Annotated in this window: 19 protein-coding genes; 11 read left to right on the plus strand and 8 right to left on the minus strand. The window is 72.8% G+C overall.

Features of this window, described 5'->3' with window-relative positions; translation table 11 throughout:
* Positions 1–27: 27 nt before the first annotated feature.
* The 7 genes from AC2D8W_RS09530 (at position 28) to AC2D8W_RS09560 (ending at position 7,023) form a co-directional block, all read left to right on the plus strand.
* Positions 28–678, plus strand: coding sequence for a DsbA family protein (locus AC2D8W_RS09530; protein WP_484671336.1), 651 nt, complete (start codon positions 28–30; stop codon positions 676–678).
* 82 nt (positions 679–760) lie between these two features.
* Positions 761–1,681, plus strand: coding sequence for a VOC family protein (locus AC2D8W_RS09535; protein WP_484671337.1), 921 nt, complete (start codon positions 761–763; stop codon positions 1,679–1,681).
* Between the two features lie 13 nt (positions 1,682–1,694).
* Complete coding sequence (locus AC2D8W_RS09540; RefSeq protein ID WP_484671338.1) at positions 1,695–2,555, plus strand: fumarylacetoacetate hydrolase family protein; 861 nt, start codon at positions 1,695–1,697, stop codon at positions 2,553–2,555.
* Positions 2,552–4,012 carry a bifunctional 3-(3-hydroxy-phenyl)propionate/3-hydroxycinnamic acid hydroxylase MhpA gene (mhpA, locus tag AC2D8W_RS09545; protein ID WP_484671339.1) on the plus strand — a complete coding sequence of 487 codons (1,461 nt, stop codon included), beginning with the start codon at positions 2,552–2,554 and terminating at the stop codon, positions 4,010–4,012. Before AC2D8W_RS09540 ends, mhpA begins: the two co-directional genes overlap by 4 nt.
* Positions 4,013–4,046: 34 nt before the next feature.
* Positions 4,047–4,700, plus strand: coding sequence for a TetR/AcrR family transcriptional regulator (locus AC2D8W_RS09550; RefSeq protein WP_484671340.1), 654 nt, complete (start codon positions 4,047–4,049; stop codon positions 4,698–4,700).
* A 29-nt stretch (positions 4,701–4,729) separates the two neighbouring features.
* The gene (locus tag AC2D8W_RS09555; RefSeq protein WP_484671341.1) at positions 4,730–6,205 is read left to right on the plus strand and encodes a carotenoid oxygenase family protein; all 1,476 of its coding nucleotides are present in this window, start codon (positions 4,730–4,732) and stop codon (positions 6,203–6,205) included.
* A gap of 68 nt (positions 6,206–6,273) precedes the next feature.
* Entirely contained in the window at positions 6,274–7,023 is a 750-nt protein-coding gene (locus AC2D8W_RS09560; RefSeq protein WP_484671342.1) for an enoyl-CoA hydratase/isomerase family protein, read from the plus strand.
* Between the two features lie 738 nt (positions 7,024–7,761).
* Here AC2D8W_RS09560 and AC2D8W_RS09565 read toward each other — a convergent pair.
* Both AC2D8W_RS09565 and AC2D8W_RS09570 read right to left on the minus strand, forming a co-directional pair.
* Positions 7,762–8,649 carry a transglutaminase family protein gene (locus tag AC2D8W_RS09565; protein WP_484671343.1) on the minus strand — a complete coding sequence of 296 codons (888 nt, stop codon included), beginning with the start codon at positions 8,647–8,649 and terminating at the stop codon, positions 7,762–7,764.
* On the minus strand, positions 8,646–11,147 hold the full coding sequence (locus AC2D8W_RS09570; RefSeq protein WP_293484505.1) for a circularly permuted type 2 ATP-grasp protein: 2,502 nt from the start codon (positions 11,145–11,147) through the stop codon (positions 8,646–8,648). The genes AC2D8W_RS09565 and AC2D8W_RS09570 overlap by 4 nt, the downstream gene beginning before the upstream one ends.
* 154 nt (positions 11,148–11,301) lie before the next feature.
* Here AC2D8W_RS09570 and AC2D8W_RS09575 point away from each other — a divergent pair, with 154 nt between their 5' ends.
* The 3 genes from AC2D8W_RS09575 to AC2D8W_RS09585 all read left to right on the plus strand — a co-directional run bounded on the left by AC2D8W_RS09575 (position 11,302) and on the right by AC2D8W_RS09585 (position 13,783).
* On the plus strand, positions 11,302–11,865 hold the full coding sequence (locus AC2D8W_RS09575; RefSeq protein ID WP_484671344.1) for a GNAT family N-acetyltransferase: 564 nt from the start codon (positions 11,302–11,304) through the stop codon (positions 11,863–11,865).
* 42 nt (positions 11,866–11,907) lie between these two features.
* Complete coding sequence (locus AC2D8W_RS09580) at positions 11,908–12,840, plus strand: glutaminase (RefSeq protein WP_293484508.1); 933 nt, start codon at positions 11,908–11,910, stop codon at positions 12,838–12,840.
* A 100-nt stretch (positions 12,841–12,940) separates the two neighbouring features.
* Positions 12,941–13,783: a fumarylacetoacetate hydrolase family protein gene (locus tag AC2D8W_RS09585; RefSeq protein ID WP_484671345.1), complete on the plus strand. Its 843-nt coding sequence runs from the start codon at positions 12,941–12,943 to the stop codon at positions 13,781–13,783.
* Here AC2D8W_RS09585 and AC2D8W_RS09590 read toward each other — a convergent pair.
* Both AC2D8W_RS09590 and AC2D8W_RS09595 read right to left on the minus strand, forming a co-directional pair.
* Positions 13,759–14,802, minus strand: a complete 1,044-nt coding sequence (locus AC2D8W_RS09590; RefSeq protein ID WP_484671346.1) for a formylglycine-generating enzyme family protein — start codon at positions 14,800–14,802, stop codon at positions 13,759–13,761. The genes AC2D8W_RS09585 and AC2D8W_RS09590 overlap by 25 nt on opposite strands.
* Positions 14,803–14,847: 45 nt before the next feature.
* On the minus strand, positions 14,848–15,669 hold the full coding sequence (locus AC2D8W_RS09595) for an enoyl-CoA hydratase (protein WP_484671347.1): 822 nt from the start codon (positions 15,667–15,669) through the stop codon (positions 14,848–14,850).
* Between the two features lie 135 nt (positions 15,670–15,804).
* On the opposite strand from AC2D8W_RS09595, the gene AC2D8W_RS09600 reads away from it, so the two are divergent.
* Positions 15,805–16,563 carry a VOC family protein gene (locus AC2D8W_RS09600; RefSeq protein ID WP_484671348.1) on the plus strand — a complete coding sequence of 253 codons (759 nt, stop codon included), beginning with the start codon at positions 15,805–15,807 and terminating at the stop codon, positions 16,561–16,563.
* 10 nt (positions 16,564–16,573) lie between these two features.
* Here AC2D8W_RS09600 and AC2D8W_RS09605 read toward each other — a convergent pair whose 3' ends face one another.
* The 4 genes from AC2D8W_RS09605 to AC2D8W_RS09620 all read right to left on the minus strand — a co-directional run bounded on the left by AC2D8W_RS09605 (position 16,574) and on the right by AC2D8W_RS09620 (position 24,845).
* Positions 16,574–17,251 (minus strand): 3-keto-disaccharide hydrolase, encoded by a 678-nt coding sequence (locus tag AC2D8W_RS09605; RefSeq protein WP_484671349.1) that lies wholly within the window; start codon positions 17,249–17,251, stop codon positions 16,574–16,576.
* A gap of 192 nt (positions 17,252–17,443) precedes the next feature.
* Complete coding sequence (locus AC2D8W_RS09610; RefSeq protein ID WP_484671350.1) at positions 17,444–19,312, minus strand: ShlB/FhaC/HecB family hemolysin secretion/activation protein; 1,869 nt, start codon at positions 19,310–19,312, stop codon at positions 17,444–17,446.
* Positions 19,309–22,449: a two-partner secretion domain-containing protein gene (locus AC2D8W_RS09615; protein ID WP_484671351.1), complete on the minus strand. Its 3,141-nt coding sequence runs from the start codon at positions 22,447–22,449 to the stop codon at positions 19,309–19,311. Before AC2D8W_RS09615 ends, AC2D8W_RS09610 begins: the two co-directional genes overlap by 4 nt.
* Positions 22,446–24,845 (minus strand): CHAT domain-containing protein, encoded by a 2,400-nt coding sequence (locus tag AC2D8W_RS09620; protein WP_484671352.1) that lies wholly within the window; start codon positions 24,843–24,845, stop codon positions 22,446–22,448. Before AC2D8W_RS09620 ends, AC2D8W_RS09615 begins: the two co-directional genes overlap by 4 nt.
* Positions 24,846–24,884 lie beyond the last annotated feature (39 nt).

Consider the following 24,884-nt stretch of genomic DNA (forward strand, 5'->3'; position numbering starts at 1 on the left):
GAAACGCAAGTGGGGAGGCGCTGTTCGATGACGCTCAAGGTCGAAGTCTTCTGGTCGTTCCGCAGCCCCTACTCCTACCTCGCCACGCCGCGGCTGGCCGAGATTGCGCGGACCTACGACGTCGAGCTGTCGATCCGGCCGGTGTACCCGCTGGCGGTGCGCGTCGACGGCTTCTTCGAGCGGCAGGACCCCCGCTGGCCCATGTACGTGGTGCGCGACTGCTTCCGGACGGCCCAGATGCTGGGCATGACGTTCGGTCCGCCCCGGCCCGATCCCATCGTCATGAACATGGCGACCCGGGAGATCCCGAAGGACCAGCCCTACATCCGCCGGCTCACGCACCTGGGGCAGGCGGCGGTGGAGCGCGGCCAGGGCCTGCCGTTCATCTGCGAGGTGAGCCGCCTGATCTGGAGCGGCGAGGTGGACGGCTGGGACAAGGGCGACCACCTGGCCGAGGCCGCCGCGCGGGCGGGCCTGGACCTCGCGGACCTGGACCGCACCGTCGCCGCGGAGGGCGAGCGCCTGGAGGCGGCGATCCAGGCCAGTCACGACCGGCTGGAACGCGTGGGCCACTGGGGGGTCCCCACCTTCGTGTTCCAGGACGAGCCCTTCTTCGGCCAGGACCGCATCGAGACCCTGCTGTGGCGCATGCACCAGCACGGCCTGAAAGAGAAATGACCATTTCGTCAACTTAGCCGTTGACAGCGCCCCGCCGGCTGGGCTTTCTACATGACCAAATGGTCAATGTGGAGGCGCGCTCATGATCCGGGTCGAAGACATCGCCTATGTGCGCTTCCGGGCGCCGGACCTGGCCGAGATGGCGGCGTTCCTGGCCGACTTCGGCATCGCGGCCGAGATGCGCGACGGCCGGCTGTACGGCCGCGGGACGGGGCCCGCGCCGTTTCTGCATGTGACTGAGCCCGGGGACGCGGGCTTCGCCGCGGTCGGCTTCCGCGCGTCGAGCCTGGCCGACCTGGAAGCCCTCGCCGCCGCGGAAGGCGCCGCGGTCGAGGCCCTGGACGGCCCCGGCGGCGGGCGCGTGGTGCGGCTCTCGGATCCGGACGGCCGCGCGGTCGAGGTCGTGGCCGGGCAGGGCCCCGTCGCGGAACTGGATCTGCCCAGCCGGCCGCCGTGGAACTCGGCAGCCGGACGGCCGCGGCAACGGGCGGTGAAGCGCACGGGCGCCGGCGCCGCCCACGTCGTCCGCCTGGGCCACTGCGTCCTGAACGTCTCGGACTTCCGCGCCTCGGAGGCCTGGTACAAGTCGCGCTTCGGCTTCATCACCTCGGACGAGATCCAGGTAACGCCCGAGTTCGCCCTGGGCGCCTTCCTGCGCTGCGACCGCGGCGAGCTGCCCACCGACCACCACACGCTGTTCCTGCTGCAGAGCCCGGCCGGGCCGGGGTTCAACCACGCCGCCTACGAGGTCGCCGACCTCGACGACCTGATGGCCGGGCACGACCGCCTGAAGGCCGCGGGCCGCCATCCGGAGTGGGGCGTCGGCCGGCACGTCCTGGGCAGCCAGGTCTTCGACTACTGGCGCGACCCGTGGGGTCACACGCTCGAGCACTGGACCGACGGCGACCTGTTCATCGCGGCCGACGGGTCCAACACCGCGACGCTGCAGGACCTGCTGGCGGTGCAGTGGGGCCCGCCGCCGCCGGCGACCCTGGGCCGATAGGGGAGGCGCCAAGATGAAACTCGCCACCTTCACCGCGGGCGGCGCGCCCGAGCTGGGCGTCGTCCTGGGCGACCGCGTCGCCTCGATCTCGCGCACGGCGCCCCGGCTCGCCACGACGATGATCGACCTGATCGCCCGGTGGCCGGCCGCCGAGCGGGACGTCCGGGCGATCGCGGACGCGGCCGCCGAGACGCTGGCGCTCTCGGACGTGCGCCTGCTCGCGCCGATCCCCCGGCCCGGCAAGATCTTCGCCATCGGCCTGAACTACGCCGACCACATCGAGGAGTCCGGGATGGCGAAGCCCGAACACCAGGTCTGGTTCGCCAAGGCCGCGACCTCGGCGAACGGACCCTACGCGCCCATCGAGATCCTGCCCGGCGGCCTCGTCGACTACGAGGCCGAGCTGGTCGCGGTCATCGGCGCCGGCGGCCGGCGGCTGACCCGCGAGGCCGCCCCGGCCGCCGTCTTCGGCTACTGCGTCGGCAACGACGCGACCGAGCGGGCCTGGCAGCACCGCACGCCGCAGTGGACCCTGGGCAAGTCGTTCGACACCCATGCCCCCTTCGGCCCCTGGATCACCACCGCCGACGAGGTCGCCGACCCGCACGCCCTGGCGATCCGAGCGCTGGTCAATGGCGAGGTGCGCCAGGACTCCAATACGCGCCATCTGGTCTTCGACGTCTGGGACCAGGTCGCCCACCTGTCCCACGCCATGACCCTGGAAGCCGGCGACCTGATCTTCACGGGCACGCCGGGCGGGATCGGCGCGGCCATGAAGCCGCCGCGCTTCCTGAAGGACGGCGACCGGGTGCGGATCGAGATCGAGGGCCTGGGCGCGATCGAGAACCCCTGCGCGCAGGCGGCCGCGTCATGAGCCGCTCCGTCGACGTCCTGATCGTCGGGATGGGCCCCACCGGCGCCACCCTGGCCGCGCTGCTGGGCGACCTGGGCGTGAAGACCCTGGTGATCGAGAAGGACACCGAAGTCTATCCGCTGCCGCGCGCCGCGCACTTCGATCACGAGATCATGCGGCTGTTCCAGCAGCTCGGCGTGGCCGAGGCGGTGGCCCGGCACGCTCGGCCGGCGCCGGCCTACGAGTTCCGCGCGGCGGACGGGCAGCTGCTCATGCGGTTCGACTCCACGGCCAGCGCGACGCCGTCGGGCTGGCGCGCCAGCTACATGTTCCACCAGCCGGGCGTGGAGTTGGCGCTGCGGGCCCGGCTCGCGACGCTGCCGTCGGTGGAGGCGCGCACCGGCTGGAAGCTGGCGGGCTTCAAGGCGGACGGCGACGGCGTGGAGGCGGCGCTGGAGGGCCCGCAGGGCGGCGAAACCGTGCAAGCGCGCTGGCTCGTCGGATGCGACGGCGCCTCGAGCGCCGTAAGGGCCGGCGTGGGCGGCGACCTGTTCGACTACGGGTTCGACGAGCCGTGGCTGGTGGTGGACGTCAAGGTGGGCGAGGGCGCGCGCACGCCCGAGGTGAACCTGCAGATCTGCGACCCGGCCCGGCCCACGACCTGCGTCCTGATGGGCCCCGGGCGGCACCGCTGGGAGTTCATGCTGCTCCCCGGCGAGGACCCTGCGGCGGTGGTGAGCGACGACTTCATCCGTCCGCTGATCGAAACCTGGGACGTGGGCGACATCGAGCTGGAGCGGCGGGCCGTCTACCGGTTCCACGGCCTGGTGGCGAAGACCTGGCGGTCCGGCCGCGTTCTGCTGGCGGGCGACGCCGCGCACCAGATGCCGCCCTTCGCGGGACAGGGCATGTGCTCGGGCCTGCGCGACGCGGCGAACCTGGCGTGGAAACTGGCGGCCGCCCTGCGCGGGGCCGACGACGCCCTGCTCGACACCTACCAGACCGAGCGCGAGCCGCACGTCCGGGGCTACGTGGAGCTGGCCATCCAGATGGGCCGCACCGTCTGCACCCTGGACCGCGCCGAGGCGGCGGCCCGGGATGCGGCGATGCTCTCCGCGACCCGGCCGCCCGTGCCGATGTTCACGCCGGCCCTGGGAGCGGGCTGCCTGCGGGCCGGCGATTCTGCGGCCGGAGCGCTCTTCATCCAGACCTGGAGCGAGGGACACGGTCTCGACGACGAACTGGGAAGCGGTCCCTGGCTGATCGCGCGGACCGAGCCGCCCGCGGCGGCGGGCGTGGTCTCGGTCGGGCTCGACCGGCTGGCGCCGGCGCACCGCGAGGGCCTCTCCGCGTGGCTCGACCGGCACGACGCCTCGGCGGTGCTGGTGCGGCCCGACCGCTATGTGTTCGGCGCGGGGGACCCCGGAACCCTGCTGCAGGACTGGCGCGCCAGGGTCGCCGCTCCCGCGCTGGCTTGAGCCCGCCCGCGTGGCCCGTCACCCTGGGCGCAGCATGAGTCCCCAACCCGCCGTCCTGACCGTCCGCGCCCAGCGCACGCGTGACGCCCTGATAGGCGCGGGCCGGAAGCTGTTCGCCGAGCGGCCGATAGACGCCGTCGCCATCGACGACATCGTGCGGGCGGCCGACGTCGCCAAGGGCAGCTTCTACAACCACTTCGCCGACCGCGAAGCGCTGGTGAAGGCGGTCATGACCGAGATCCGCGAGCAGCTGGAAGTCGCCGTGGGCCGCGTGAACGCCAGCGTGGAGGATCCGGCCCGGCGGATCGCTCGGGCGCTCTGCGTCTACCAGCGCTATGCCCTGGACGAGCCCCAGCGCACGCGCGTGCTGGTGCGTGTCTCGACCGGCGAGACCAACCTCAGCGCGCCGGTGAACCAGGGCCTGGCCGACGACCTCACGGCGGGCCTCGCCGCCGGCCGCCTCGCCATCGCGACGCTGGATTCGGCGATGCTGTTCGTGATGGGCGCGTCGCAGGCGGGGCTTGCCCGCACCTCCCGCGAGCCGTCGCCGGCCCTGGCCGTCAGCCTCGCCCAGCAGCTCTGCGCGCTTGTCCTGCGCGGCCTGGGCGTCCCGGCGGGCGAGGCCGAGGCCATCGCGGCCCAGGCGGCGGACGAGATCGTGCGCGGGGGGGCTGCGGCCGGGGGCTAGCCTGCTACTGTGGCGCCAGGAGGCCGCACATGCCCACGCTCGTGAACCGTGTCCCTTCGACCATCCGGCCCGACACGGACCATCCGTACATGACCGGCGCCTGGAGCCCGACGTTCGAAGAATGGGACGGGGCCGACCTGACGGTGATCGGCGAGATCCCCAGGGACCTCGACGGCGTCTACCTGCGCAACACCGAGAACCCGGTCCACGAGCCGATCGGCCTCTACCACCCGTTCGACGGCGACGGGATGATCCATGCGATGAGCTTCCGGGACGGCAGGGCCGTCTACCGGAACCGCTTCGTGCGGACGAAGGGCTTCCTCGCCGAGGCCGAGGCGGGCGAGGCCCTCTGGGCCGGCCTGGCCGAGCATCCGTCCAAGTCGCTCCGGCCAGGCTGGGGCGCGCAGGGCGGGCTCAAGGACTCGTCGTCCACCGACGTGGTCGTGCACGCCGGCCAGGTGCTTTCGACCTTCTACCAGTGCGGAGAGGGCTACCGGCTGGACCCCGCCACGCTCGAGACCCTCGGCGTCGAGGGCTGGGTCCCGGCCGACGGCATCTCGGCCCATCCGAAGGTGGACGAGGCCACGGGCGAACTCCTGTTCTTCAACTACGCCAAGACCGCGCCCTACATGCACTACGGCGTGGTGGGGCCGGACAACCGGCTGAAGCACTATGTGCCGATCCCGCTGCCGGGACCGCGCCTGCCGCACGACATGGCGTTCACGAAGAACTGGTCGATCCTGAACGACCTGCCGCTGTTCTGGCAGGAGGACCTGCTGCCGCGGGGCATCCACGCGGCCCGGTTCCACCCGGACATGCCCAGCCGCTTCGCGCTGATCCCGAGGTACGGCCAGCCCGACGAGATCCGCTGGTTCGAGGCCAGGCCCTGCTACGTCCTGCACTGGCTGAACGCCTGGGAGGAAGGCGACGAGGTGATCCTGGACGGCTACTTCCAGGAGGATCCGGCCCCGCCGCCGCTGCCGGGCTTCGGGCGGATGGGCCAGATGATGGCCTACCTCGACGAGCACTCCATGAAGCCGAAGCTCTACCGCTGGCGCTTCAACCTGCGCACGGGCGAGACGAAGGAGGGGCCGCTCGACGACCGCATCCTGGAGTTCGGGACCTTCGACCAGCGGGTGGCGGGCGTGAAGAACCGCTACGTCTACTCCACCACCGCCAGGCCGGGCTGGTTCCTGTTCACCGGGATCGTCAAGCACGACCTGGACACCGGCCGGTCCTGGAGCCTGGCCTTCGGCGAGGGGCGCTACGGCTCGGAGGCTCCCTTCGCGCCACGCGTCGGCGGGACCACCGAGGACGACGGCTACCTCGTGAGCTTCATCACCGACATGGCCGAGAACCGCTCGGAGTGCGTGGTGGTCGATGCGAAGGACATCGAGGCGGGCCCCGTCTGCCGGATCCTCCTGCCGCATCGGATCTCGTCCGGGACGCACGCCTGCTGGGCCGGCGGCGAGCGCCTGGCCGCCCGCCCGGCGCCCGCCGGCTGACGTCGCGGCGCCGTTGCGGCGCGCCCGCCGGAGCGACATGGTCACGCCGCAACCATCGGAGCGGCGACATGGCGGACGATATCCTGGCGGTCGAGGACCTGGGCGAGGGCCTGCAGCGCGTGACCCTGAACCGGCCGGACCGGCTGAACGCGCTGAACCAGCCGCTCACCGAGGCGCTGCTCGCCCACTTCGAAGGGCTGCGCCGCAACCGGGACGTCCGCGTGGTGATCCTCCGCGGCGCGGGCCGCGCCTTCAGCGCCGGGGCGGACCTCAAGGCGATGGGGCAGCCGGACGCCCTGCAGGACGGGCCGCGCGGCGACTGGGTGCTGCGCGACCTGCTCGTCGCGATGCGGGCGTGCCCGCAGCCGCTGATCGCCACCGTCCGCGGGGCGGCCGCCGGCGGCGGGATGGCCATCGCGCTGACCTGCGACGTCATCGTCGCGAGCGAGAGCGCGGCCTTCGTGCCCGCCTTCGTCGCCATCGGCCTGTCGGGGACCGAGCTCGGCGTCAGCTGGCGGCTCCAGCGCACCATCGGGCTGTCGAAGGCGCGGGAGACGCTGCTCACCAACCGGCCCATCCGCGCCGCCGACGCGCTGTCCTCGGGGCTCGTCTCGGCGGTCACGCCGGAGGAGGGCCTGGACGAGCACGGCCTGTCGCTGGCGCGCGACATGCTGAAGGCCGCGCCCGACGCCCTGCGGGTCAGCAAGCGCTCCTTCGACGCCTCCCTGGAGCAGCCCAGCTTCACCGCCGCGCTCGAGGCGGAGGAGCGGAACCAGATGCTGATGATCGTCCGGCGAGGCTCTTCCTCTCCCGCATAGCGGGGGAGGGGAACCGCGCGCCGAAGAGCGGGTGGTGGAGAGGGCGAGCGGACGCGGAGGGGTGTTGAGCGCCGAGCTTAGCCCCCTCCACCGCGCCTCCCGCGGGGGAGGACGGTCCTTCGGTCGCCTGGCGCCGCCGGCGCTCGATTGAACCGCGGAGGACGCAGAGACGAACGCAGAGAGCGCAGAGACCTCCGCGCCCTCCGCGAATCCTCCGCGATCTCTGCGGTTAAGCAGGACGGCTCCACCGCCCCGCCGCACCTTCCTCTCCGCATGGCGGGAGAGGGGGACCGCCCGCCGAAGAGCGGGTGGTGGAGAGGGCGAGCGGACACTGAGGGCTGGCCCCGGTCCTCCCCTGCAAGGGGAGGGGGACCATGCGCAGCATGGTGGGGGGGTCTTGAGCGCCGAGCTTAACCCCCCTCCACCGCCTTCGGCGGTCCCCCTCCCCCTGCGGGGGAGGACGGTCCTTCGGTCGCCGGGCGCCGCAGGCGCTCGATTGAACCGCGGAGGACGCAGAGAAGAGCGCAGAGAGCGCAGAGACCTCCGCGCCCTCCGCGAATCCTCCGCGATCTCTGCGGTTAAGCAGGACGGCTCCACCGCCCCCCACGCCCGCCGGACCTTCATGTGCGACAGTCCTCCCCCGCAGGGGGAGGACCACGGCGCGATCCGCAGCGACGGCCGTCCGCGACGTGTCCGGCTCACGGAGGATCCCGCGCAGGAACCGCGGGGTGACGGTGGTCAGGGCAGGGCGTCTTCCGGGATCACGTCGACCTCGACCTTCAGCGTCTGGGCGCCGGAGGCCAGGATCACCCCGTCGATCGGGGCGACGTCAGCGTAGTCGCGGCCGACGGCGAGGACGAGGTGGTCGTTGCCGGCCAGGATGGCGTTCGTGGGGTCGACGCCCACCCAGCCCAGGTCCGTCCCGCACCAGACGGCGACCCAGGCATGGGTCGCATCGGCGCCTTCCAGCCGCGGCTGGCCCGGCGGCGGGATGGTGCGCAGGTAGCCCGACACGTAGGCCGCGGGGAGGCCCAGGCCGCGCAGGCCGCAGATCATGATCTGGGCGAAGTCCTGGCAGACGCCATGGCGCGCGGCGAACGCCTGGGCGACGGGCGTCGAGACCTCCGTGGCGCCGGGGTCGTAGCGGAATTCCGCGTGGATCCGGCGGTTGAGCTCGTCGATCGCCGCGACGATGGGGCGGCCCGGCGGGAAGCTCGCGCGCGCGTACTCGGTGATCTCGGGCACGATCGGGGTGCGGCTCGTCGGGAAGAGATACGCCGCCGGACCCTCGGCGTTCAGGTCGGTCGTGGCGAGCGCCGTCGCGCGGACGGTCTCCCAGGGCGGGCTCGCCTGCGGATCGCCCGGCGGCGGCACGTGCACCTCGATGCGCGAATTCGCCTCGATCACCAGGGCCTTGTGCGGCGTATCGACGGTGACCGTCAGCATGCGCGCGCCGAAGGGGCCGATGCGGTCGAGCTCGCGCGACGGCGCGGGCGTGACGGTGACGCTGGAGTGCAGCACGGTCTGGGTCGGCGACGAACGCGGCGTCAGCCGCAGGACGCAGCGGGCGAAGCTCACCTCGTCCTCGTAGCTGTAGGTCGTCCGGTGGCGCAGCTTGTAGTTCACGCGAGCCCCACCAGCTTGACCGTCGGGACGGCGTTGGCGCCCTGCAGGAAGAAGCGGTCGGCGATGGCGTTGGAGAGGCTCATCAGCGTCTCCTCGTAGCGCCTGACGTTCGCGCCGGAGAGCGCATGCGCGTCCTCGGTCTCTAGCTCGGCCGCGAGCGGCAGCAGTATCCGCGACGGGGGCTCGGGTATCCCGTCCTCCCGCAGGGTGGGAAGAACCGCGATGTGCTCCTTCAGCGCGGCCACCTGGAAGGCGACGGACCGGGTGTTGAAGGGGTCCAGCATCACCAGGTCGCGGACGGGATTGAGCGCGAGGCCGATGATGTAGCGGGCGCGGTAGGTGATCTGGCTGTCGTTCAGGTCCAGAAGCAGGTCCAGGTCGTCGATTGAGGCGTCGTCGTGCGCGAGGGTGCGGACGAACTGGCAGGTGTTGGTGGCGCGTTCGATGCGCCGCCCCATGTCGAGGAAGCGCCAGCCCGCCACGCGGTTCATGTTCTCCTGCGCAAGACCCGACAGGCCCGCGAGGTGGCGCAGCGCGTTCTCCACCTGCTCCAGCGCCTGGGCTTCGTTGGTGATGGAGCCGCCGCCGCCGGCGAGGTCGGCCTCGAGGTCGACCAGCAGGCCCCAGAAGTCGGCCGACAGGCGTTCGCGCATCCCGGACGCCGTGCGCTTCGCCGAGCGCACCAGGTTGATCACCGAGCCCCACGCCGCCTGGTCGTGCAAGGCGCGGCGGGCGGCGTCCAGCGCCACGCCGGCGCCGGCGCTGAGGGCGCCCCAGTCGGCCAGGATGTCGCGCAGCGCGGCGAAGGTCTGGCCGCGGCCGTGCAGCGACGACTCGGAGTCCATCACGCTGGAGCAGAGCGCCCGGACCATGCGCACCGTCGCCTCCGTGCGCTCGAGGTAGCGGCCCAGCCAGAACAGGTTGTCGGCCGCGCGGCTGGGCAGGTGGCCCAGGATGCGCCGGACGCGGACGTCGTCGCCGGCCTGGATCAGCGTCATCCGCTCGACGGGCTTGTCGTCGACGACCCAGACGTCGGTGGTGCGCGCGCCCTCGCCCATGAAGATCGCCCGGACGTCGGCGCCCTCGGACGTGCGGCAGAAACCGCCGGGCATCACGCGCAGGCCCTCGGGCGTGGCGGCGCAGAAGACGCGCAGGACGAACGGCGCGGGCTCCAGGCGGCCGTTGCGCAGCACCGGCATGGTGGAGAGCTGGGCCACCTCCTGCCCGACGAAGTCGCCCGGACGGTCCCGCAGGCGGGCCCGGAGCTCGCTCTTCTCCTCGGCGGTCAGGTCGGCCACGAGGCGCGGCCCCGACAGGAAGCCGCCGTAGCCCGGGAACGCGGGCGCGATCGCCATATGCTCCAGCTCGGCCTCGACCAGAGCCTGCTCCTGGGGCTGCCCGCACCACCACGTGGCGACGTTCGGCAGCTTCAGTTCCTCGCCCAGCAGCCGGTGGGCGAGCGAGGCCGAGAAGCCCATCAGGGCTCGCGACTCCACTAGGCCGGAACCCGGCATGTTGAGCACCGTGACGCCGCCGGCGCGGATCGCTTCCAGCATGCCGGGCACGCCCAGGCGCGACGCGGCGTTCAGCTCGAGCGGGTCCAGGAAGTCGCTGTCCACGCGGCGCAGGATGACGTCGGCGCGCTTCAGCCCGGCGATGGTCCGCACCCAGACCTTGCCGTCGCGGGCGACCAGGTCGTCGCCCTCCACCAGGAGGAAGCCCAGGTAGCGCGCGAGGTGGGCCTGCTCGAAGTAGGTTTGGCTGAACGGGCCCGGGGTGAGCAGGCAGATCCGGGGATCCTCCCGCTCGGCGCTGGCCGCCAGTCCGCGCCGAAGGGCGTCGAAGAAGGGCGCGAGCCGGTGCACGTTCAGCGACGTGTAGAGGTTCGGATAGGCGCGGCTCACGACGAGCCGGTTCTCCAGCGCGTAGCCCGCGCCCGACGGCGCCTGGGCGCGATCCTCCAGCACCCACCAGCGGCCGTCGGGGCCGCGTCCCAGGTCGGCGGCGTAGACCTGCAGGTAGCGGCCGCCCGGCGGCCGCGCGCCCCGCATCGCGCGCAGGAAGTCCGGGCTTCCCGTGACCACGGCCGCGGGCAGCACCCCGTCGCTGACCAGCCGGGCCTCGCCATAGAGGTCCTGCAGCACGGCCTCCATGAGGTTCGCGCGCTGCATTACGCCCTCGGCGATCTGGTCCCACTCGGCCTGGCCCAGGATCAGCGGCAGCGGGTCCAGGGGCCAGCTCCGCTCGGTCTCCTCGCCGTAGATGCGGTAGGACGCGCCGGAGTCGCGGATGTGCCGCGCCGCCATCCCGAAGCGGCCGTCGGAGTCCGAGGCGTAGCCCGCGAACTCGGACAGGAAGCCCATCCAGTGGTCGCGCGGCTTGCCGTCCGCGCCGATGAGCTCGTCCGGGGCGCCGGGAAGCGGGCGATAGCCGGCGAGCCAGGCGTCGAGCCGTTCGCGCCCGCGCCGCCGATCCGCCGTGGAGGTGTCGTCAGCCACCGACTCGCCCAGGTCCCCATCCCCGGCTCTGACCGTAGCACAAGGCGCGCCCGCGCAAGCGGCCTTGGCGGCGGCCCGGTTGCCTGCTCAATTGCAGCGGTCCAGCCGGACAGGCGGCGGTCGGGGAACTCAGATGTTGCACCGTGAGGTTCGGGTGGCGGACGCGTCCGAGGGCGAGGCCGTCCTGAACACCCTGATGCTGGCGTTCGCGACCGACCCCTGCCTGCGCTACGTCCTCGACACGCCGGAGGCGCTGTTCCAGGGCTTCCGCCGCTTCGCCACGGGCATGGGCGGCGCAGCGCTGGAGCTGGGTTCCGCCTGGATCGCGGAGGACGGCGCCGCGGCGGCCCTGTGGCTGCCCCCGGGCGTGGAGTCGGATCGCGACGCGATGCTCGCGGTCATCGGCGAGCTGGCGCGCGAGGCGAAGCTGCCGGTGCTGGGCGAGGTGGGCGAGGCGATGGCCGCGTATCATCCGCACGAGCCGCACTGGTACCTGGCCATGATCGGCGTGGATCCCGCGCGGCAGGGCCGCGGCTACGGCTCGGCGATCCTGGAGGCGTCGCTGCGGCGCTGCGACGAGGACGGCGTCATGGCCTACCTCGAGAGCTCCAATCCCAAGAACGTGCCGCTCTACGAACGCCATGGCTTCGAGGTTCTGGGGCACGTGGCGCCCGGCGACTTCCCGGGCGTCTATCCGATGGTTCGCCGGCCGCGCTGACGCTGCCTTGCTGCGACTCCGCACGGCGCATACCGTCGTCCCATGGGTGGGAGCCTGAACCTCGACGAGATCGTGGCCGACGTGGCGCGCGAGATCCAGCCGCACCGCGGGGAGGGCCTCGTGGCCGACTACATCCCCCCTCTCGCGCGGGTCGACCCGCGGCGGTTCGGCATGGCGATCATCACCTGCGACGGCCAGGTCGCCGAGACGGGCGACTCCTGGATGCCCTTCTCGATCCAGAGCATCTCCAAGGTCTTCACCCTGGCGCTGGCCCTGGAGAAGCTGGGCGACGAGCTCTGGACGCGGGTGGGCCGCGAACCGTCGGGATCGCGGTTCAACTCCATCGTGCAGCTCGAGGCCGAAAGGGGAGTGCCGCGCAATCCCTTCATCAATGCAGGCGCGATCGTGGTGACCGACGCGGTGCTCGCCGGCCGCAGGCCGGACGAAGCCATCGGCGAGATCCGCGACTTCCTGCGCAAGCTCGCCGCCAACGACACCATCGACGTGGACAAGGAGGTGGCGACCCAGGAGGCCGCGACCGGCTTCCGGAACTTCAGCCTCGCCTACTTCATGCGCGGGTTCGAGAACCTGAAGGCGCCGGTGGAGGACGCGCTCGTCACCTACTTCAACCAGTGCGCTCTGCGGATCACCTGCCAGCAGCTCGCGCGCGCCGGCCTGTTCCTCGCCAACGGCGGCGTCGACCCCATCACCGGCGAGCGCATCGTCTCGACCGAGCATGCGCGGCGCATCAACGCCATCATGCTCACCTGCGGCCACTACGACGCGTCGGGCGAGTTCGCCTTCGAGGTCGGGCTGCCGGGCAAGAGCGGCGTGGGCGGCGGCATCCTGACCATCGTGCCCGGCCGCGCGGCCGTGGCGGTGTGGTCGCCGGGCCTGAACGCGGTCGGCAACTCGCAGGTTGGGACGCTGGCGCTGGAGAAGCTGGTCCAGCGGACGGGCTGGTCGATATTCTAGCGGCTAAACGACCGCCCAACCTCCGTGCCAGCCCGGACTTTCCGGCCACGGCGGCCTGCGAGTACGAGGCCGCCGTAGCCGCTAGGGGAGATTCGCAGCCATGAAGCTGATCCGGTTCGGCGACCCGGGACGGGAAAAGCCTGGCGCGATCGACGACTGGGGCGTCTGGCGCGACCTCTCGAGCGAGATCGAGGACTGGTCGGGCCCGGCGCTCACCGGCGTCGCCGCGGGCCGCGTCCGCGACCTCGTCATCGCCAAGTTCCCCAAGGTGGACCCCGGCACGCGGCTCGGGCCCTGCGTCGGCGCCGTCGGCAAGATCGTCTGCATCGGCTTGAACTACGCCGACCACGCCGCGGAGACCGGGGCCAAGGTTCCGGACGAGCCCGTGATCTTCATGAAGGCCTGCGCGCCCACCGGGCCCAACGACGACCTGCCGCTGCCGAGGGGCTCGGTGAAGGCGGACTGGGAGGTCGAACTGGGCGTGGTGATCGGCCGGCGCTGCGCCTACGTCAGCGAGGCCGAGGCGCTCGCGCACGTGGCCGGCTACTGCGTCGCCAACGACTATTCCGAGCGCCAGTGGCAGCTCGAGGGGACCGGGACCTGGGACAAGGGGAAGGGGTGCGACGGGTTCGCGCCGCTCGGCCCCTGGCTGGTGACCTGCGACGAGATCCCCGATCCGCATGTCCTGCCCATCCGCCTGGCCGTGAACGGCGAGCGGATGCAGGACTCCTCGACCGACCAGATGGTCCACGGAATCCCCGCCCTGATCAGCTACGTGAGCCGCTTCATGAGCCTCGCGCCCGGCGATGTTCTCCTCACCGGCACCCCGCCCGGAGTCGGCCTCGGGAAGCGGCCGCCCCGCTTCCTGCGGGCCGGCGACGTCGTCGAGGCGGGCATCGACGGCCTCGGCCTCCAGCGTCAGCGCATCGTCGAGCCGCTCTGACCCGCGGCGCCTGCGCGCCCGACGCCCGCCGCGTCGGCGACGCGCAGCACCGTGCGGAAGCCGACGTGGTCGGAGCCGGTGTCCGTGGGCCCCGCTTCCCGCGCCGGCGGACGGTATCGGAAGCAGAAGTTGTCGGCGCACAGGTACGAGCCGCCCTTGATCACGCGCCGCCGCTCCTCGCCGGGCGCGAAGGCCGTCCGGGCCGGCGGACCGACGGGATCGCGGGTCTCGGACGGATCCAGGTTCGGCGCGTACCAGTCCCGGGTCCATTCCCAGACGTTGCCGGCCATGTCGCGCAGGCCGTAGCCGTTGGCGGGGAAGCAGCCCACCGGCGCGGCCTGGGCCTTGTAGCCGTCGCCGCCGGCGTCCACGGCGGGGAAGGGGCCCTGCCAGGTGTTGGCCTGGGGCGCCCGGGCGTCGAGCGGTGCGTCGCCCCAGGTGTAGGCCGCGTCGTCGAGGCCGCCCCTCGCCGCGTACTCCCACTCGGCCTCGGTCGGCAGGTCGCGGCCCAGCCAGCGCGCGTAGGCCAGGGCGTCGTCATAGGCGATCTGCACGACCGGCCAGGCGCCCTTGCCCTCGATCGAGCTGCCGGGCCCATGCGGATGGCGCCAGTCCGCGCCCTGGACGACCCGCCACCAGCCGCCAGGACCGGCGTCGATGTTCTCCGCGCCCACGAAGACGATCGCCGACGGCTTGAGCTGGTCTCCCGACAGTCCCGGATAGGCCCTGGGGTCGAGCGGCCGCTCGGCCAGGGTGACGTAGCCGGTCGCCGCCACGAACCGGGCGAAATCGTCGTTGGTCACCTCGGTGCGGTCGATCCAGAAGCTGCCCACCGTGGTGCGGCGCGGCGGGCCCTCCTCGCGACGGGCGGGCTTGGCGCCCTGCAGGAAGGCGCCGCCCTCGATCAGCACCATGCCCGCCGTGGACGGCGCGGCCTGCGGCGTCACGCGTTCGGACAGGCACGGCCGCCGGGGCGCGCCGGCGGTCGTCTGCGGCGCCTCGCGGCAACCGGCCAGCATGGCCAGCGCCGCGACCGCGGCGAGGACCTCGCAGCGCGCCAGGGCTCAGCGCCCGACGAACACCGGCTCGCGCTTCTCGACGAACGCGCGGGCGGCTTCCTTGTGGTCCGCGGTCTGGCCGCAGTGGACGTGGTGCGTGGCCTCGAGGTCGAGGCAGTCGTCGACGTCGCCCGCCATGGCGCGGTTCAGGTTCTCCTTCATGTAGCGGTAGGCGATGGTGGGGCCGTTCGCGAGGCGCGCGGCGATCTCCTTCGTCTTCGCCTGCAGCTCGTCGGGCTCGACGACCCAGTTCGTGAGGCCCAGGCGCAGCGCCTCCTGCGCGTCGACGCGGTCGGACAGGAAGTACATCTCGCGCGCCTTCGCCGAGCCCACGAGCTGCGTGAGGAAGTAGGTGCCGCCGTAGTCGCCGGAGAAGCCCACCTTGGCGAAGGCGGTGGTCATGATCGCGGTCGAGGCCATGATCCGCAGGTCGCAGGCGAGGGCCAGGCCCAGGCCCGCGCCCGCCGCGGCGCCGGGCAGGGCGGCGAGGGTGGGTTTCGGCATCTTGAAGAGCTTGCCGGCGGTGGCCCGCTGGTTCACCCGCTGGCGGTGGATGGCGTAGTCGATGCCCTGGCCGGGGCCGCCGCCCTCGTTGCGGCTGTTCATGCCCTTCACGTCGCCGCCGGCGCAGAAGCCCTTGCCGGCGCCGGTCAGCACCAGGACCTTCACGTCCGCATTGAACTCCGCGTCGGCGAGCGTGCGCGCCAGGGCCTGGTTCATGTCGTCGCTCATGGCGTTGCGCGCCTCGGGACGGTTCAGCGTGATGGTCAGCACGCCGCCGTCGAGGTCGGCCAAGAGGTCGTTCGTGCCGGTGTCGATCGCGGCCATGGTGGGTCTCCCTCCGTTCGTTGGGCGCGACACTACGCCTTTGAACGTCCGGTCTGGAAGACGTCCGCGCGCGATCGACCTTGACCGCCGTGGCGGCGGACCCCGTAGTCTTCGGCAAAACTACGGGAGGACAGCATGCGGCTTCGGCAGATCGCCCTGGTGGGCCAGGACCTCGAAAAGGCCAAGGCCGAGATCGTCGAGGTGCTGGGCCTGGGCAAGGACTACCCTGACCCCGGCGTCGGCCACTTCGGCCTGCACAACGCCGTCTGGCCGATCGGCGACACCTTCCTGGAGGTCGTCTCGCCGATCCAGGAGGGCACCACCGCCGGCCGCCTTCTGGACAAGCGCGGCGGCGACGGCGGCTACATGGTGATCATGCAGATCGACGGCGACATGGCGGGGGCCCGCAAGCGCATGGCCGACATCGGCGTGCGCATCGTCCACCAGACCGACCGCGACGACGGCAAGGTCGCCTACAGCCACCTCCACCCCCGCGACGTGGGCGGCGCGATCCTCTCGCTGGACGTGATGGTCCCCAAGTCGCGCTGGGAATGGGGCGGCCCCGACTGGGAGAAGAACGTCCGGACCGACACCTCGCTGGAAATCGTCGGCGCCGAGCTGCAGGGGGACGACCCCGAGGCCATGGCGACACGCTGGGGCCAGGTGATGGACCGCCCGGTCACCTACCGCGACGGGGCGTGGGTGGTCGGCGTCGACGGCGGCGAGATCCGCTTCGTGCCCGTGACCGACGGGCGCGGCGAGGGCCTGCGCGCGTTCGACGTGAAGGTCCGCGACCCTGAGGCGGTGAAGGCCCGGGCCGCCGCCCGCGGCGCCGTCGACGACGACGGCGCGGTCAAGCTCTGCGGGACCCGCGTGGAGCTGGTGAAGGGGTAGGGGTTCCGGTTCAGTCCAGCGGACGAATCCTGATGTTCCGGTAGGCCACCTCGTCGCCGTGGTTCTGGAGGGCGATGTGGCCTCGGGACGCCGTGCCGAACATCGGCCAGATGCGGAACTTGCTGGCCGCGACCTTGGCCTTGAAGTCGTCCGAGCCGAGGTCGTACTCGACCACCTTCACGCCGTTCAGCCAGTGCTCGACGTGGTTGCGGCGGACGACGATGCGGGACTCGTTGAACTCGCCCACCGGCCGCGTCACGTCCTGCGTGGGCGCGACAAGGTCGTAGAGCGCGCCGGCGCGCTGCCGGGGCGGCTCGCCGCGGCTGTTGTCGAGCACCTGGTACTCCGGCCCGCTCCAGTAGGTCTGCTGGCCCTCCTCGGTGACGCGGTACATCACGCCTGAATTCCCCTTCGGACCGATCCTCCAGTCGAAGGCGAGCTCGAAGTCGCCGAACGTCTCCTTGGTCATGATGTCCTTGGAGGTCTTCGGGTCGGGGCTGAGGGCGCCGTCCTTCACATGCCAGCCCGGATCGGGCGCCGGCGCCTTGAAGCCGCGCCAGCCCGCCGTGGTGCGTCCGTCGAACAGCAGCTTCCACCCGGCGCGGGCCTCCGCCGCGGTCAGGGCGTTCTGCGCCACGGCGGGCGAAGGGGCCGAGGCGAGGACTGCGGCGAACGCCAGAAACGACAATGCGACCCCCGCACCTGTCCTTGCACGTCCGGCCATCGCGTCCTCCCCGGGCTGTTCTCGCCTCAGCGTGGCGCGGGCAGCGGCCTCGGGAAAGCGTTTTCATCGCGCGGCGGCGAGGCGGCCTTCATGGCGCTGATCCGGGCGGCCGTTGCGGTCGGCGCGGCCGGGAAGGCGCGCTGAGCCGATCCGCGGTCAGCGCCAGAGCGCGAGGGGCCGCAAGGTGACGCGGAAGGAGAGGCCGCGGTCCTGCAGGTCCCGGGCGCCGGCCACCTCCACCTCCTTGAGGTCCTCGGCGAAGGTGGCGCGCGCGAAGAGCCAGTCGGCCGGGGTCCAGGTGACGGAACCGCCGACGCTGTAGATCCGCGAGTCGAACAGGCTGTTCTTGTAGTCGCGCAAATAGGCGCCGTCGGCGAAGGCCGAGAGGGTGAAGGCGCCCCAGGCGAAGCCGCCCGCGCGCGGGCGTCCCCCGAGGTTGATTGGCCGGGCGACCTCGACCGAACCCGCGACGCCGTGATCGGCCAGCAGCAGGTTCTCCCGGTAGCCCCGCACGGTGGACTCGCCCCCCGCCGAGAACCGTTCCCCCGAATAGAGGGCGCTGTCCGACCACTGACCGTAGGCGCGCAGGCGCAGTTCGGTCCCCGCGTCGTCCAGGCGCCGCGCGTAGTTGACCTGGGCCAGCACGGCGCGGAAGTCGCGGTCCGGCGTGAGGCGCGAGGCCACCGCTGGCCGCGTCCCGTCGAGCCCCTGGGTGGCCGTGACCGAGAGCGCGAAGACCCGGTCGACGTTGCGGGTCACATAGTCCGCCACGAGCCGCAGGGCATAGTACTCGGTGCGGCCGTCGACGGCGCCCGGCGCGAAGGAGAAGCGCTCGCCCAGCAGGTACGAGGTGGACTGCCGCCAAGCGAACAGCGCCCCCACGCTCAAGGTGCGCGCGGGCGTCCACCGCCCCGGCTGGGCCGCCGGCAGCAGCGGGACGTCGAGGACCTTGCGCGTCACGCCGGCCTCGAGGGCGCGGTCCTTGGCGCTGATGTCCAGCGGCGCGAGCAGCCGGTCGATCACCGCGGCGTCGTTGTAGGCCCCGCGCACCGACACCTGCGTGCGCGGCGAGACGAACGGGAAGGTCCAGGCCGCGGTCACGTCCTCCACGCCGTCGGTGACGCCGAGCTCGGCGCTGAAGAGGTCGCCGGGTCCCACGAGGTTGCGGATCGAGCCGCCCACGGCCGCCCGCTCGCCGCCCACCGTGGGCGAGCGGCTGTTCGCAGCGGTCACGTAGAGGTCGTAGCGGTCCTGCGGCAGCACGGCCAGCGCCAGCGACGCCTCGCCGGGCCGGGTCCCCGGGCGCAGGTCGGCGTTGATGGTGCGGATCGCAGGGTCCTCGGCGAGGAGGCGGAAGTCCCGCTCCAGTTCGAAGGCCGAAAGCGGGCGGCGCGCCGCCGACGGCATCCGCGCGATGACGTAGTCGGCGTCGAGACCCTTGGCGCGGCCTCCCGTCCAGGCGACGGTCACCGGCGGCAGGTCGCCGGCGGGCGAGGCCAGGCCGCCGTAGACGATCTCCAGCGCCAGCACGCCGTCCTCGGGGCTGGGTCGCACCACGACGCCCGAGTTGATGAACCCCGCGCTGAGGAAGCTGCGGTTGACGACCTGAACCAGGGCGAGCGCCCGGGCGACCCCCGCGCCCGGCAGGCCGTTGCGCGCGAACTGGCGACGCAGCCAGGCCTCGTCCAGCGCCTCGTCCGCCTGATGGTCGAGTGCGAGGCCCGCGCCCGGCTCCGACGGGGGCCGCCATCCGCGCGGCGGCACGGCCGCACGATGCGGCCCCCCCACGGCGATCCGGACGTCGCGGACCGGCAGGCCGCCGTCCTGCGCGGGCGCCGCGCCGCCGCCCTGGGCCGGTGCGGGGATCAGGGCGGGCGCCGGCCTTGCGAACGGGGGCGGCGCGGGCGGCGTCGCCTGCGGGCCCGTGCGTCCGGGCGAGAGCTCGGCCGGGGCGGGCTGCGCGAGGGCGGCCGCCGGCGCGACGCCGGCGAGAAGGACGGCCAGACCGGCTGCAGGGCGGTTCAAGGGCAGGCTCCGCCGGGCGTGGCGACGGCCCGAGGCGGCGGGGCCTCGGCGGCGCCTTCGCGGGCGTAGGGACCCACGGGGCGGGTGATGAGCTGGCTCACCGCACCGGTCGAGCGGGCCGCCGGGCACTGGCCGCGCAGCACCTTCGAGGCGTCGAGCACCGAGATGTCGCGGCTGACGATGCCGGTCGAGACGTCGTAGGTGGCGGTGTTCAGCGTGAAGTCACCGGCCACGTCCACGATGTTCGCCCGATCGGTGGAGTTGATGAAGTAGCGGCTCTGGATCACCACGTTCGCGCCGCGCTGCTGGCCCTGCGCCAGGACGGAGCCGCCGTTGGAGATGAAGGCCAGGGGGTCGGCGATGGTGATCTTGCCGCCCGTGCCGGGGCCGGACGAGGTCTGGATCACGCCGGGCGCTCTTGCGCCCTCGAGCGTGAAGAATCCCGGCCGCCGGATGCTCACCTGGATGTCGCCGGCGGCGCCGCTGAAGGCGTTGGTGCTGACCCGGCCCCCGTTGGAGATGGTCACGTTGTCGGCGGCGATAAGGATCGCGCCGGCGTCGCCGCCGGGCCCCGGGCCCAGGCCGCCGAAGTTCGGATTGCCCGACTGGTTCTCGCTGGAGACGATCGAGCCGGGGCCGTCGACCAGGAACTCGCCGGCCGCGATGGTCACGATCCCGGCCGGGTTGGGGTTTGTGGACAGTGTCGACACCGCGCCGCCGTTCAGGATGCGCAGGGTCTGGGCCTCCAGGCTGAGCAAGGAGGCCGAGCCGGTGGCGCCGGGCTCGGCCGACGAGCTGACCGTGCCGCCGTCCAGGGTGATCTCGTCGGCGATGATGGACACGGCGCCCGCATCGCCCGAACCGGCGGTGGAGGTGGAGATGGAGGACTCCGCGCCGACCAGGACCCGCTCGGCGGCGATGTCGAGGATCCCGGCGTCGCCCCTGGCCCGCCCGATCGCTTCGGAGGAGATGAAGCCGCCGTCCGCGAGGGTCAGCGACTTGGTCTCGATCAGCACCAGCCCGGCGTCGCCGTCCGAGCGCGTCTGGGAGCGGATGGCGCCGAAGTCGCGCAGCTCGATGCTGTCGGCCGCCACGACGATCTGGCCGCCTTCGCCGCCGGAGTAGGCGTCCGACGAGATGAACGCCCGGCCGTCCACGAGGATGGAGCCGGCTTCGATGCTCACCGTGCCGGCGTCGCCCGTGCTCAGGCTGTCGGAGCTGATGTAGGTGACGTCGAAGTCGCCCCCGGTCACGGTCAGCCGGCGCGCCGAGATGACCACGTCCCCCGCGTCCCCTTCGCCGAGGCTGTCGGAGGAGATGGCCCCGCCGTTGGCGACGGTGAGGTCCTGGGCCACCACGGCCACGCCGCCGGCGTCGCCGTCGCTGCGGGTGTCGGAGGACACCAGCGCGCCGTCCCGCACGGTCATGGTCTTGACGTCGATGAACACGTTGCCGGCCGCCCCGGGGCCGAAAGTCTCGGACGTGATGGCGGTGAACGCGCGGCGCGCCCCGTCCATCACGATGTCCTGGGCGGTGATGAAGACGGCCCCGGCGTCGCCGCGGCTGTCGGTGCCCGAGGAGATGAGGGCGTCCGTCATCGTGAGCCGCCCGACGTCGAGCAACACGGTGCCGGCGTTGCCCGTGCCGGAGCGCGCCCGCGACGTGATGGACGCGCGGTCCATGAGATCGATGCTGTCGGCCCGGATGGTGACGCCGCCCGCGTCGCCGGAGTCGCGGGTGTCGGAGCGGATCGCCGAGGCGTCCTGCATCCGCAGCTCGCCCGTGTCGATCAGGACGTTCCCGCCGGCGCCCTCCCCGTTGGTGGTGGAGGTGATGGCGCTCGCGCCCGCCAGCAGGAGCGTCTCGGCCTTTACGGTCACCAGGCCCGCGCTGCCACGGGCGATCGGCAGGGTGTCGGACTCGACGTTGCTGTCGATGATCTCGACGGCGCGCCCCTCCAGGGTCACGACCCCGCCGTCGGCGTCGCCGTTGGCGTTCGATCGGATGTTGCTGCCGAAGAGCAAGAGGTCGTCCGTGGCGCGGATCTGGACCAGCCCCGGCAGGGCGCCGACGCCGTCCTTGGCGTCGGCAAGCACGGTGACGCCGAGGAGGGCGACGTTTTCACCCTCGACCAGGATCCGGCCCGGCGCGCTCTCGGCGGCGGCGTCGGCGCGCAGGCGGGTGTCGTCCAGGATGACTTCGGGGGCGCGAAGCACGATGACGCCCGCCGCGTCGCCTGACAGGCCGGAGACGTTGATCGACGCGCCGGTGGCGTCGATACGACGAGACGCCTGCACGATGACGTTGCCGTCCGAGAAGAGGCTGGACGTCTGAAGATCGATCGCTCCGCCGGCCACCCTGAGCGAGCGCCCGCCCACCGCCGCGATGTCCACAACGCCGAGCAGGCTGTTGAAGATCTCCACGGTCCCCGAAGTCGACCCCGACAGCGGTTCCTCCACCCGCACGCTGGCCGCTCCGCCGGCGGCGGCGAAATCCAGGCCGCGCACGGCGAACTCGCTGTCCTCCACCCGGATGCTGGATCCTGTGAAGCTGAGCGTCGACTGGACGGGGGCGAAATCGAGACCGGCCCCGTTGATGACGATGGCGCCCTCGCCGCCCACGAAGCCGAACGCTTCTGGCGCGGCGATCGACAGGGTGGAGCCGTCGGGCGCGGCGGCCGAGAAGCGCGTCCCGTCCGCGAACCGCAGCGCCGCCGCCGTGGAGAAGTAGGCGGCCGCCGGCACGTTCACCCGCGCGCCGGGCCCGAAGACGACGCCGGCCGGATTGATGAACCAGAAGGCGGCGTTGGGCAGGGCGGTGGAGTCGAGCGTGCCGGATATCGTCGAGACGTCGCCGCCCGTCACGCGGTTGATCACATTGGCGATTGCGCCTGCGTCGCCCGCCGCGCGGGTCCAGAGCGCGGTGTCGCCGGCGCCGAGGTCGAAGCGGCTGAAGCTGTGGAACAGGTTGCCGCCCGCCCGGGTCCCGCCGTCGATGGTGAAGACGCTTCCCGCCTGGCCGACGGTGGTGCCGAGGCCCCGGCCGGCGGCCGCGTCCGGGTTGATCGCCGTCTGCCCCAGCGCCGTCAGGGGCCAGCCCGCCAGCACCAGGCCCAGCGCCGCGACAGCTCCTCTCAACGCCAGGCTCCCAGCAGGGTGAAGGCGGCCCAGATGTTGGGATCGGCCAGGTCGCCGCCCCTGCCGATGAGCGCCAGCTGCGCTTCGCGAAGGGCCTCGGACTTGGTCCGGCCGTCCCGGTAGAAGCCGTAGAAGATCTTCATCAGCTCGGCGGTCCCCACGTCGCTGACCGGCCAGAGCGAGGCGATCGCGCTCTTGGCGCCGGCCTGCACCGCCGCGCCGGCCAGGCCCATGCTGGCCTCGTCGTCGCCGACGGCCGTCTCGCACGCCGAGAGCACGAGGAGATCCAGCTCGCCGCCGCGCGTGCGGTTCTGGCCCAGGATCTGGCGCAGTTCCGACAGCAGGATGACCTCGCCGTCGGCCACGATGAAGGCGCGGTCCGAACGGCCGTTGAACGAGGCGTGGGTGGCCAGGTGCAGGACGTCGACCTGCTCGCGGGTGAGCGCCGTGACCAGGTCCGTCTTGTTGAAGTTCTCGATCACCCGGGCGCGTTCGATCCGCTGGCCGTCGACCACCGCGGCGAGCTTGGCCTCGGACGCCGTGCCCTCCAGCTTCTCGAACCGGCCGGCCGGGAGCCGCACCTCCTTCTCCAGCGAGGCCGCGACCAGCTGCAGGCCCTGGGCCTCGTCGCGGCCGGCCTGGGAGTAGGCGAGGGCGGGGGCGATCGCGATGCGGGTCTTCTGCACCAGATAGCGGTCCCGGTCGTCGAGCAGGGCCGCGAAGGGCAGGCTGCGCAGGGCGCCGTCCGGCACGACCGCCAGAAGCGAACCCTCGGTGAGCTGACCCTCGATGGGCTTGATCAGCAGGTCGTAAAGCTCGCGCGACGCCGCGCGCCAGCGGACGTCGCCGTCGCCGCTCAGCGGCACCACCACCGTCTCCACGAGCCGCGCCACGGCCTGGCGGTCGACGCGGGTGTTCGGCGGGAGCCGCCGGAACTCGGTGGTCCCGCCCGGGCCGCCGGCCACGTACAGGAGCTCGAGCCGGTCGGGCAGCAGGATCGGATACAGCAGCACCTCGCCCGCCCGCAGGGTCTCGGGCTTCAGGGCGTCGCGGACCGGGATGCACTCGCTGCCGAACACGCTCTGCAGCTCGGCCTGCCGGTAGGCCTCCAGGATCTGCTGGGCGTTCCTCACGCGGATGGCCGCCCCGCCGCCGTCCGCCCCGGCCAGCTGGACATCCACCGCGCCCTGGAACACCCGGCGCATGTAGAGGCTGAACGCCGTCTCCTCGGTGATGGGATCGAACCGCGGCAGCAGCGGCCGGATCGCCTCCAGCGCGTCGTAGGCGGCGAGCACGTGGGCCTCGCGGTGGGCCGGGTCGATCTCGGCCAGCAGCAGGCGGTACTCCGGCAGCCGCGTGGGCAGGCTGCGCTGGCTCTCGAGCAGCAGGGCCTCGTCCAGCAGGCGGCGGGCCGTGAGCCGGTCGCCGGCCGCGGCGGCCGCCCGCGCGTCGAGCGCCGCGGCGTAGGCCTGCGCGGCAGGAGTCCGGACCTCGCGAATGGCGGCGGTGACCGGGGCCAACTCGCCGGCGCGGCCCTTGTCGGCGTCGAGCAGGGCGGCGGCCAGGCGGCCCATGACCTCGGCGCGCAGGTCGGCGTCCCCGATGCCGCGGGCGTCCGCGAGCCCGGCGCGGGCCGACTGGGCGGCGTCGGCGCGGAAGGCGGCGGCCGCCTCGAGGTTGGCCTCGGCCACCGAAAGCCGCAGGCGCGTCAGGCGCAGCTCGGCCAGGGCGGCCGTGCGCCGGTCGCCGGCCGCGCGCGCCTGCTCGGCCGCGCAGCCCAGGGAGGCCACCGACAGGGGGAGACTGGAGTTGACGACGAAGGCGGTGCGCTGGAGCAGCTCGCAGGGGCCGCCGCGCATCTCGCCCACCTCGCGCACGGCGTCCGAAGGGCCGCGGGTTGCGCGCCGCCCGCCGCCCCGGGTCCCGCCCGTGGCGGGCGCGCCCGAGAGCGAAACGAGCCCCAGGCGGTACGCCGCCACCGACGCGGGGCCCTGCAGCTGCGCCCGGCTCGCCGCCTGGAAGGCCGCGAGGAGATAGGTCTGGGCCTGCAGCTGGCTGCCCTGGGCGCTCACGCGCATGAGCTCGCCCGCGGCGGCGCAGTACTCCGCCAGCGCCTGGGGAGACGGCCGCTCGGCGCCGGCGGCGGGGACGTCCAGCGCGGGCGCGATGTCGGCGAAGGGGTCGGCCGCGCCCCGGCGCGACAGCCTCTGCTCGGCCATGGCCGCCGCCCGCTGGAGCTCGGCGGCGGAAGGATAGGCGGCCAGTTGGTCGGCGCCCGTGGGAATGCACAGCTGATCGGACAGGGCCGCCGCGGCGGGCGTGGCCCAGGCGCAAGCGGCGGACGCCGCCGCCACGACTGTCGAAACCGCCCAGCGTGGGACGCCCCCGCGTCTCATGCTCTCCCCCAAGCTACGCCTTGAATTGTGGCGGCGCGC

The organism is Phenylobacterium sp. T106 (assembly GCF_057219735.1).

What these genes read in the sequence shown, in the direction of transcription:
- AC2D8W_RS09600 (WP_484671348.1), top strand. Translation starts at nt 15,805, where the DNA reads ATGCGGCTTCGGCAGATCGCCCTGGTGGGCCAGGACCTCGAAAAGGCC.
- mhpA (WP_484671339.1), top strand. Translation starts at nt 2,552, where the DNA reads ATGAGCCGCTCCGTCGACGTCCTGATCGTCGGGATGGGCCCCACCGGC.
- AC2D8W_RS09530 (WP_484671336.1), top strand. Translation starts at nt 28, where the DNA reads ATGACGCTCAAGGTCGAAGTCTTCTGGTCGTTCCGCAGCCCCTACTCC.
- AC2D8W_RS09560 (WP_484671342.1), top strand. Translation starts at nt 6,274, where the DNA reads ATGGCGGACGATATCCTGGCGGTCGAGGACCTGGGCGAGGGCCTGCAG.
- AC2D8W_RS09540 (WP_484671338.1), top strand. Translation starts at nt 1,695, where the DNA reads ATGAAACTCGCCACCTTCACCGCGGGCGGCGCGCCCGAGCTGGGCGTC.
- AC2D8W_RS09595 (WP_484671347.1), bottom strand. Translation starts at nt 15,669, where the DNA reads ATGGCCGCGATCGACACCGGCACGAACGACCTCTTGGCCGACCTCGAC.
- AC2D8W_RS09550 (WP_484671340.1), top strand. Translation starts at nt 4,047, where the DNA reads ATGAGTCCCCAACCCGCCGTCCTGACCGTCCGCGCCCAGCGCACGCGT.
- AC2D8W_RS09580 (WP_293484508.1), top strand. Translation starts at nt 11,908, where the DNA reads ATGGGTGGGAGCCTGAACCTCGACGAGATCGTGGCCGACGTGGCGCGC.
- AC2D8W_RS09590 (WP_484671346.1), bottom strand. Translation starts at nt 14,802, where the DNA reads ATGCTGGCCGGTTGCCGCGAGGCGCCGCAGACGACCGCCGGCGCGCCC.
- AC2D8W_RS09555 (WP_484671341.1), top strand. Translation starts at nt 4,730, where the DNA reads ATGCCCACGCTCGTGAACCGTGTCCCTTCGACCATCCGGCCCGACACG.
- AC2D8W_RS09585 (WP_484671345.1), top strand. Translation starts at nt 12,941, where the DNA reads ATGAAGCTGATCCGGTTCGGCGACCCGGGACGGGAAAAGCCTGGCGCG.
- AC2D8W_RS09535 (WP_484671337.1), top strand. Translation starts at nt 761, where the DNA reads ATGATCCGGGTCGAAGACATCGCCTATGTGCGCTTCCGGGCGCCGGAC.
- AC2D8W_RS09620 (WP_484671352.1), bottom strand. Translation starts at nt 24,845, where the DNA reads ATGAGACGCGGGGGCGTCCCACGCTGGGCGGTTTCGACAGTCGTGGCG.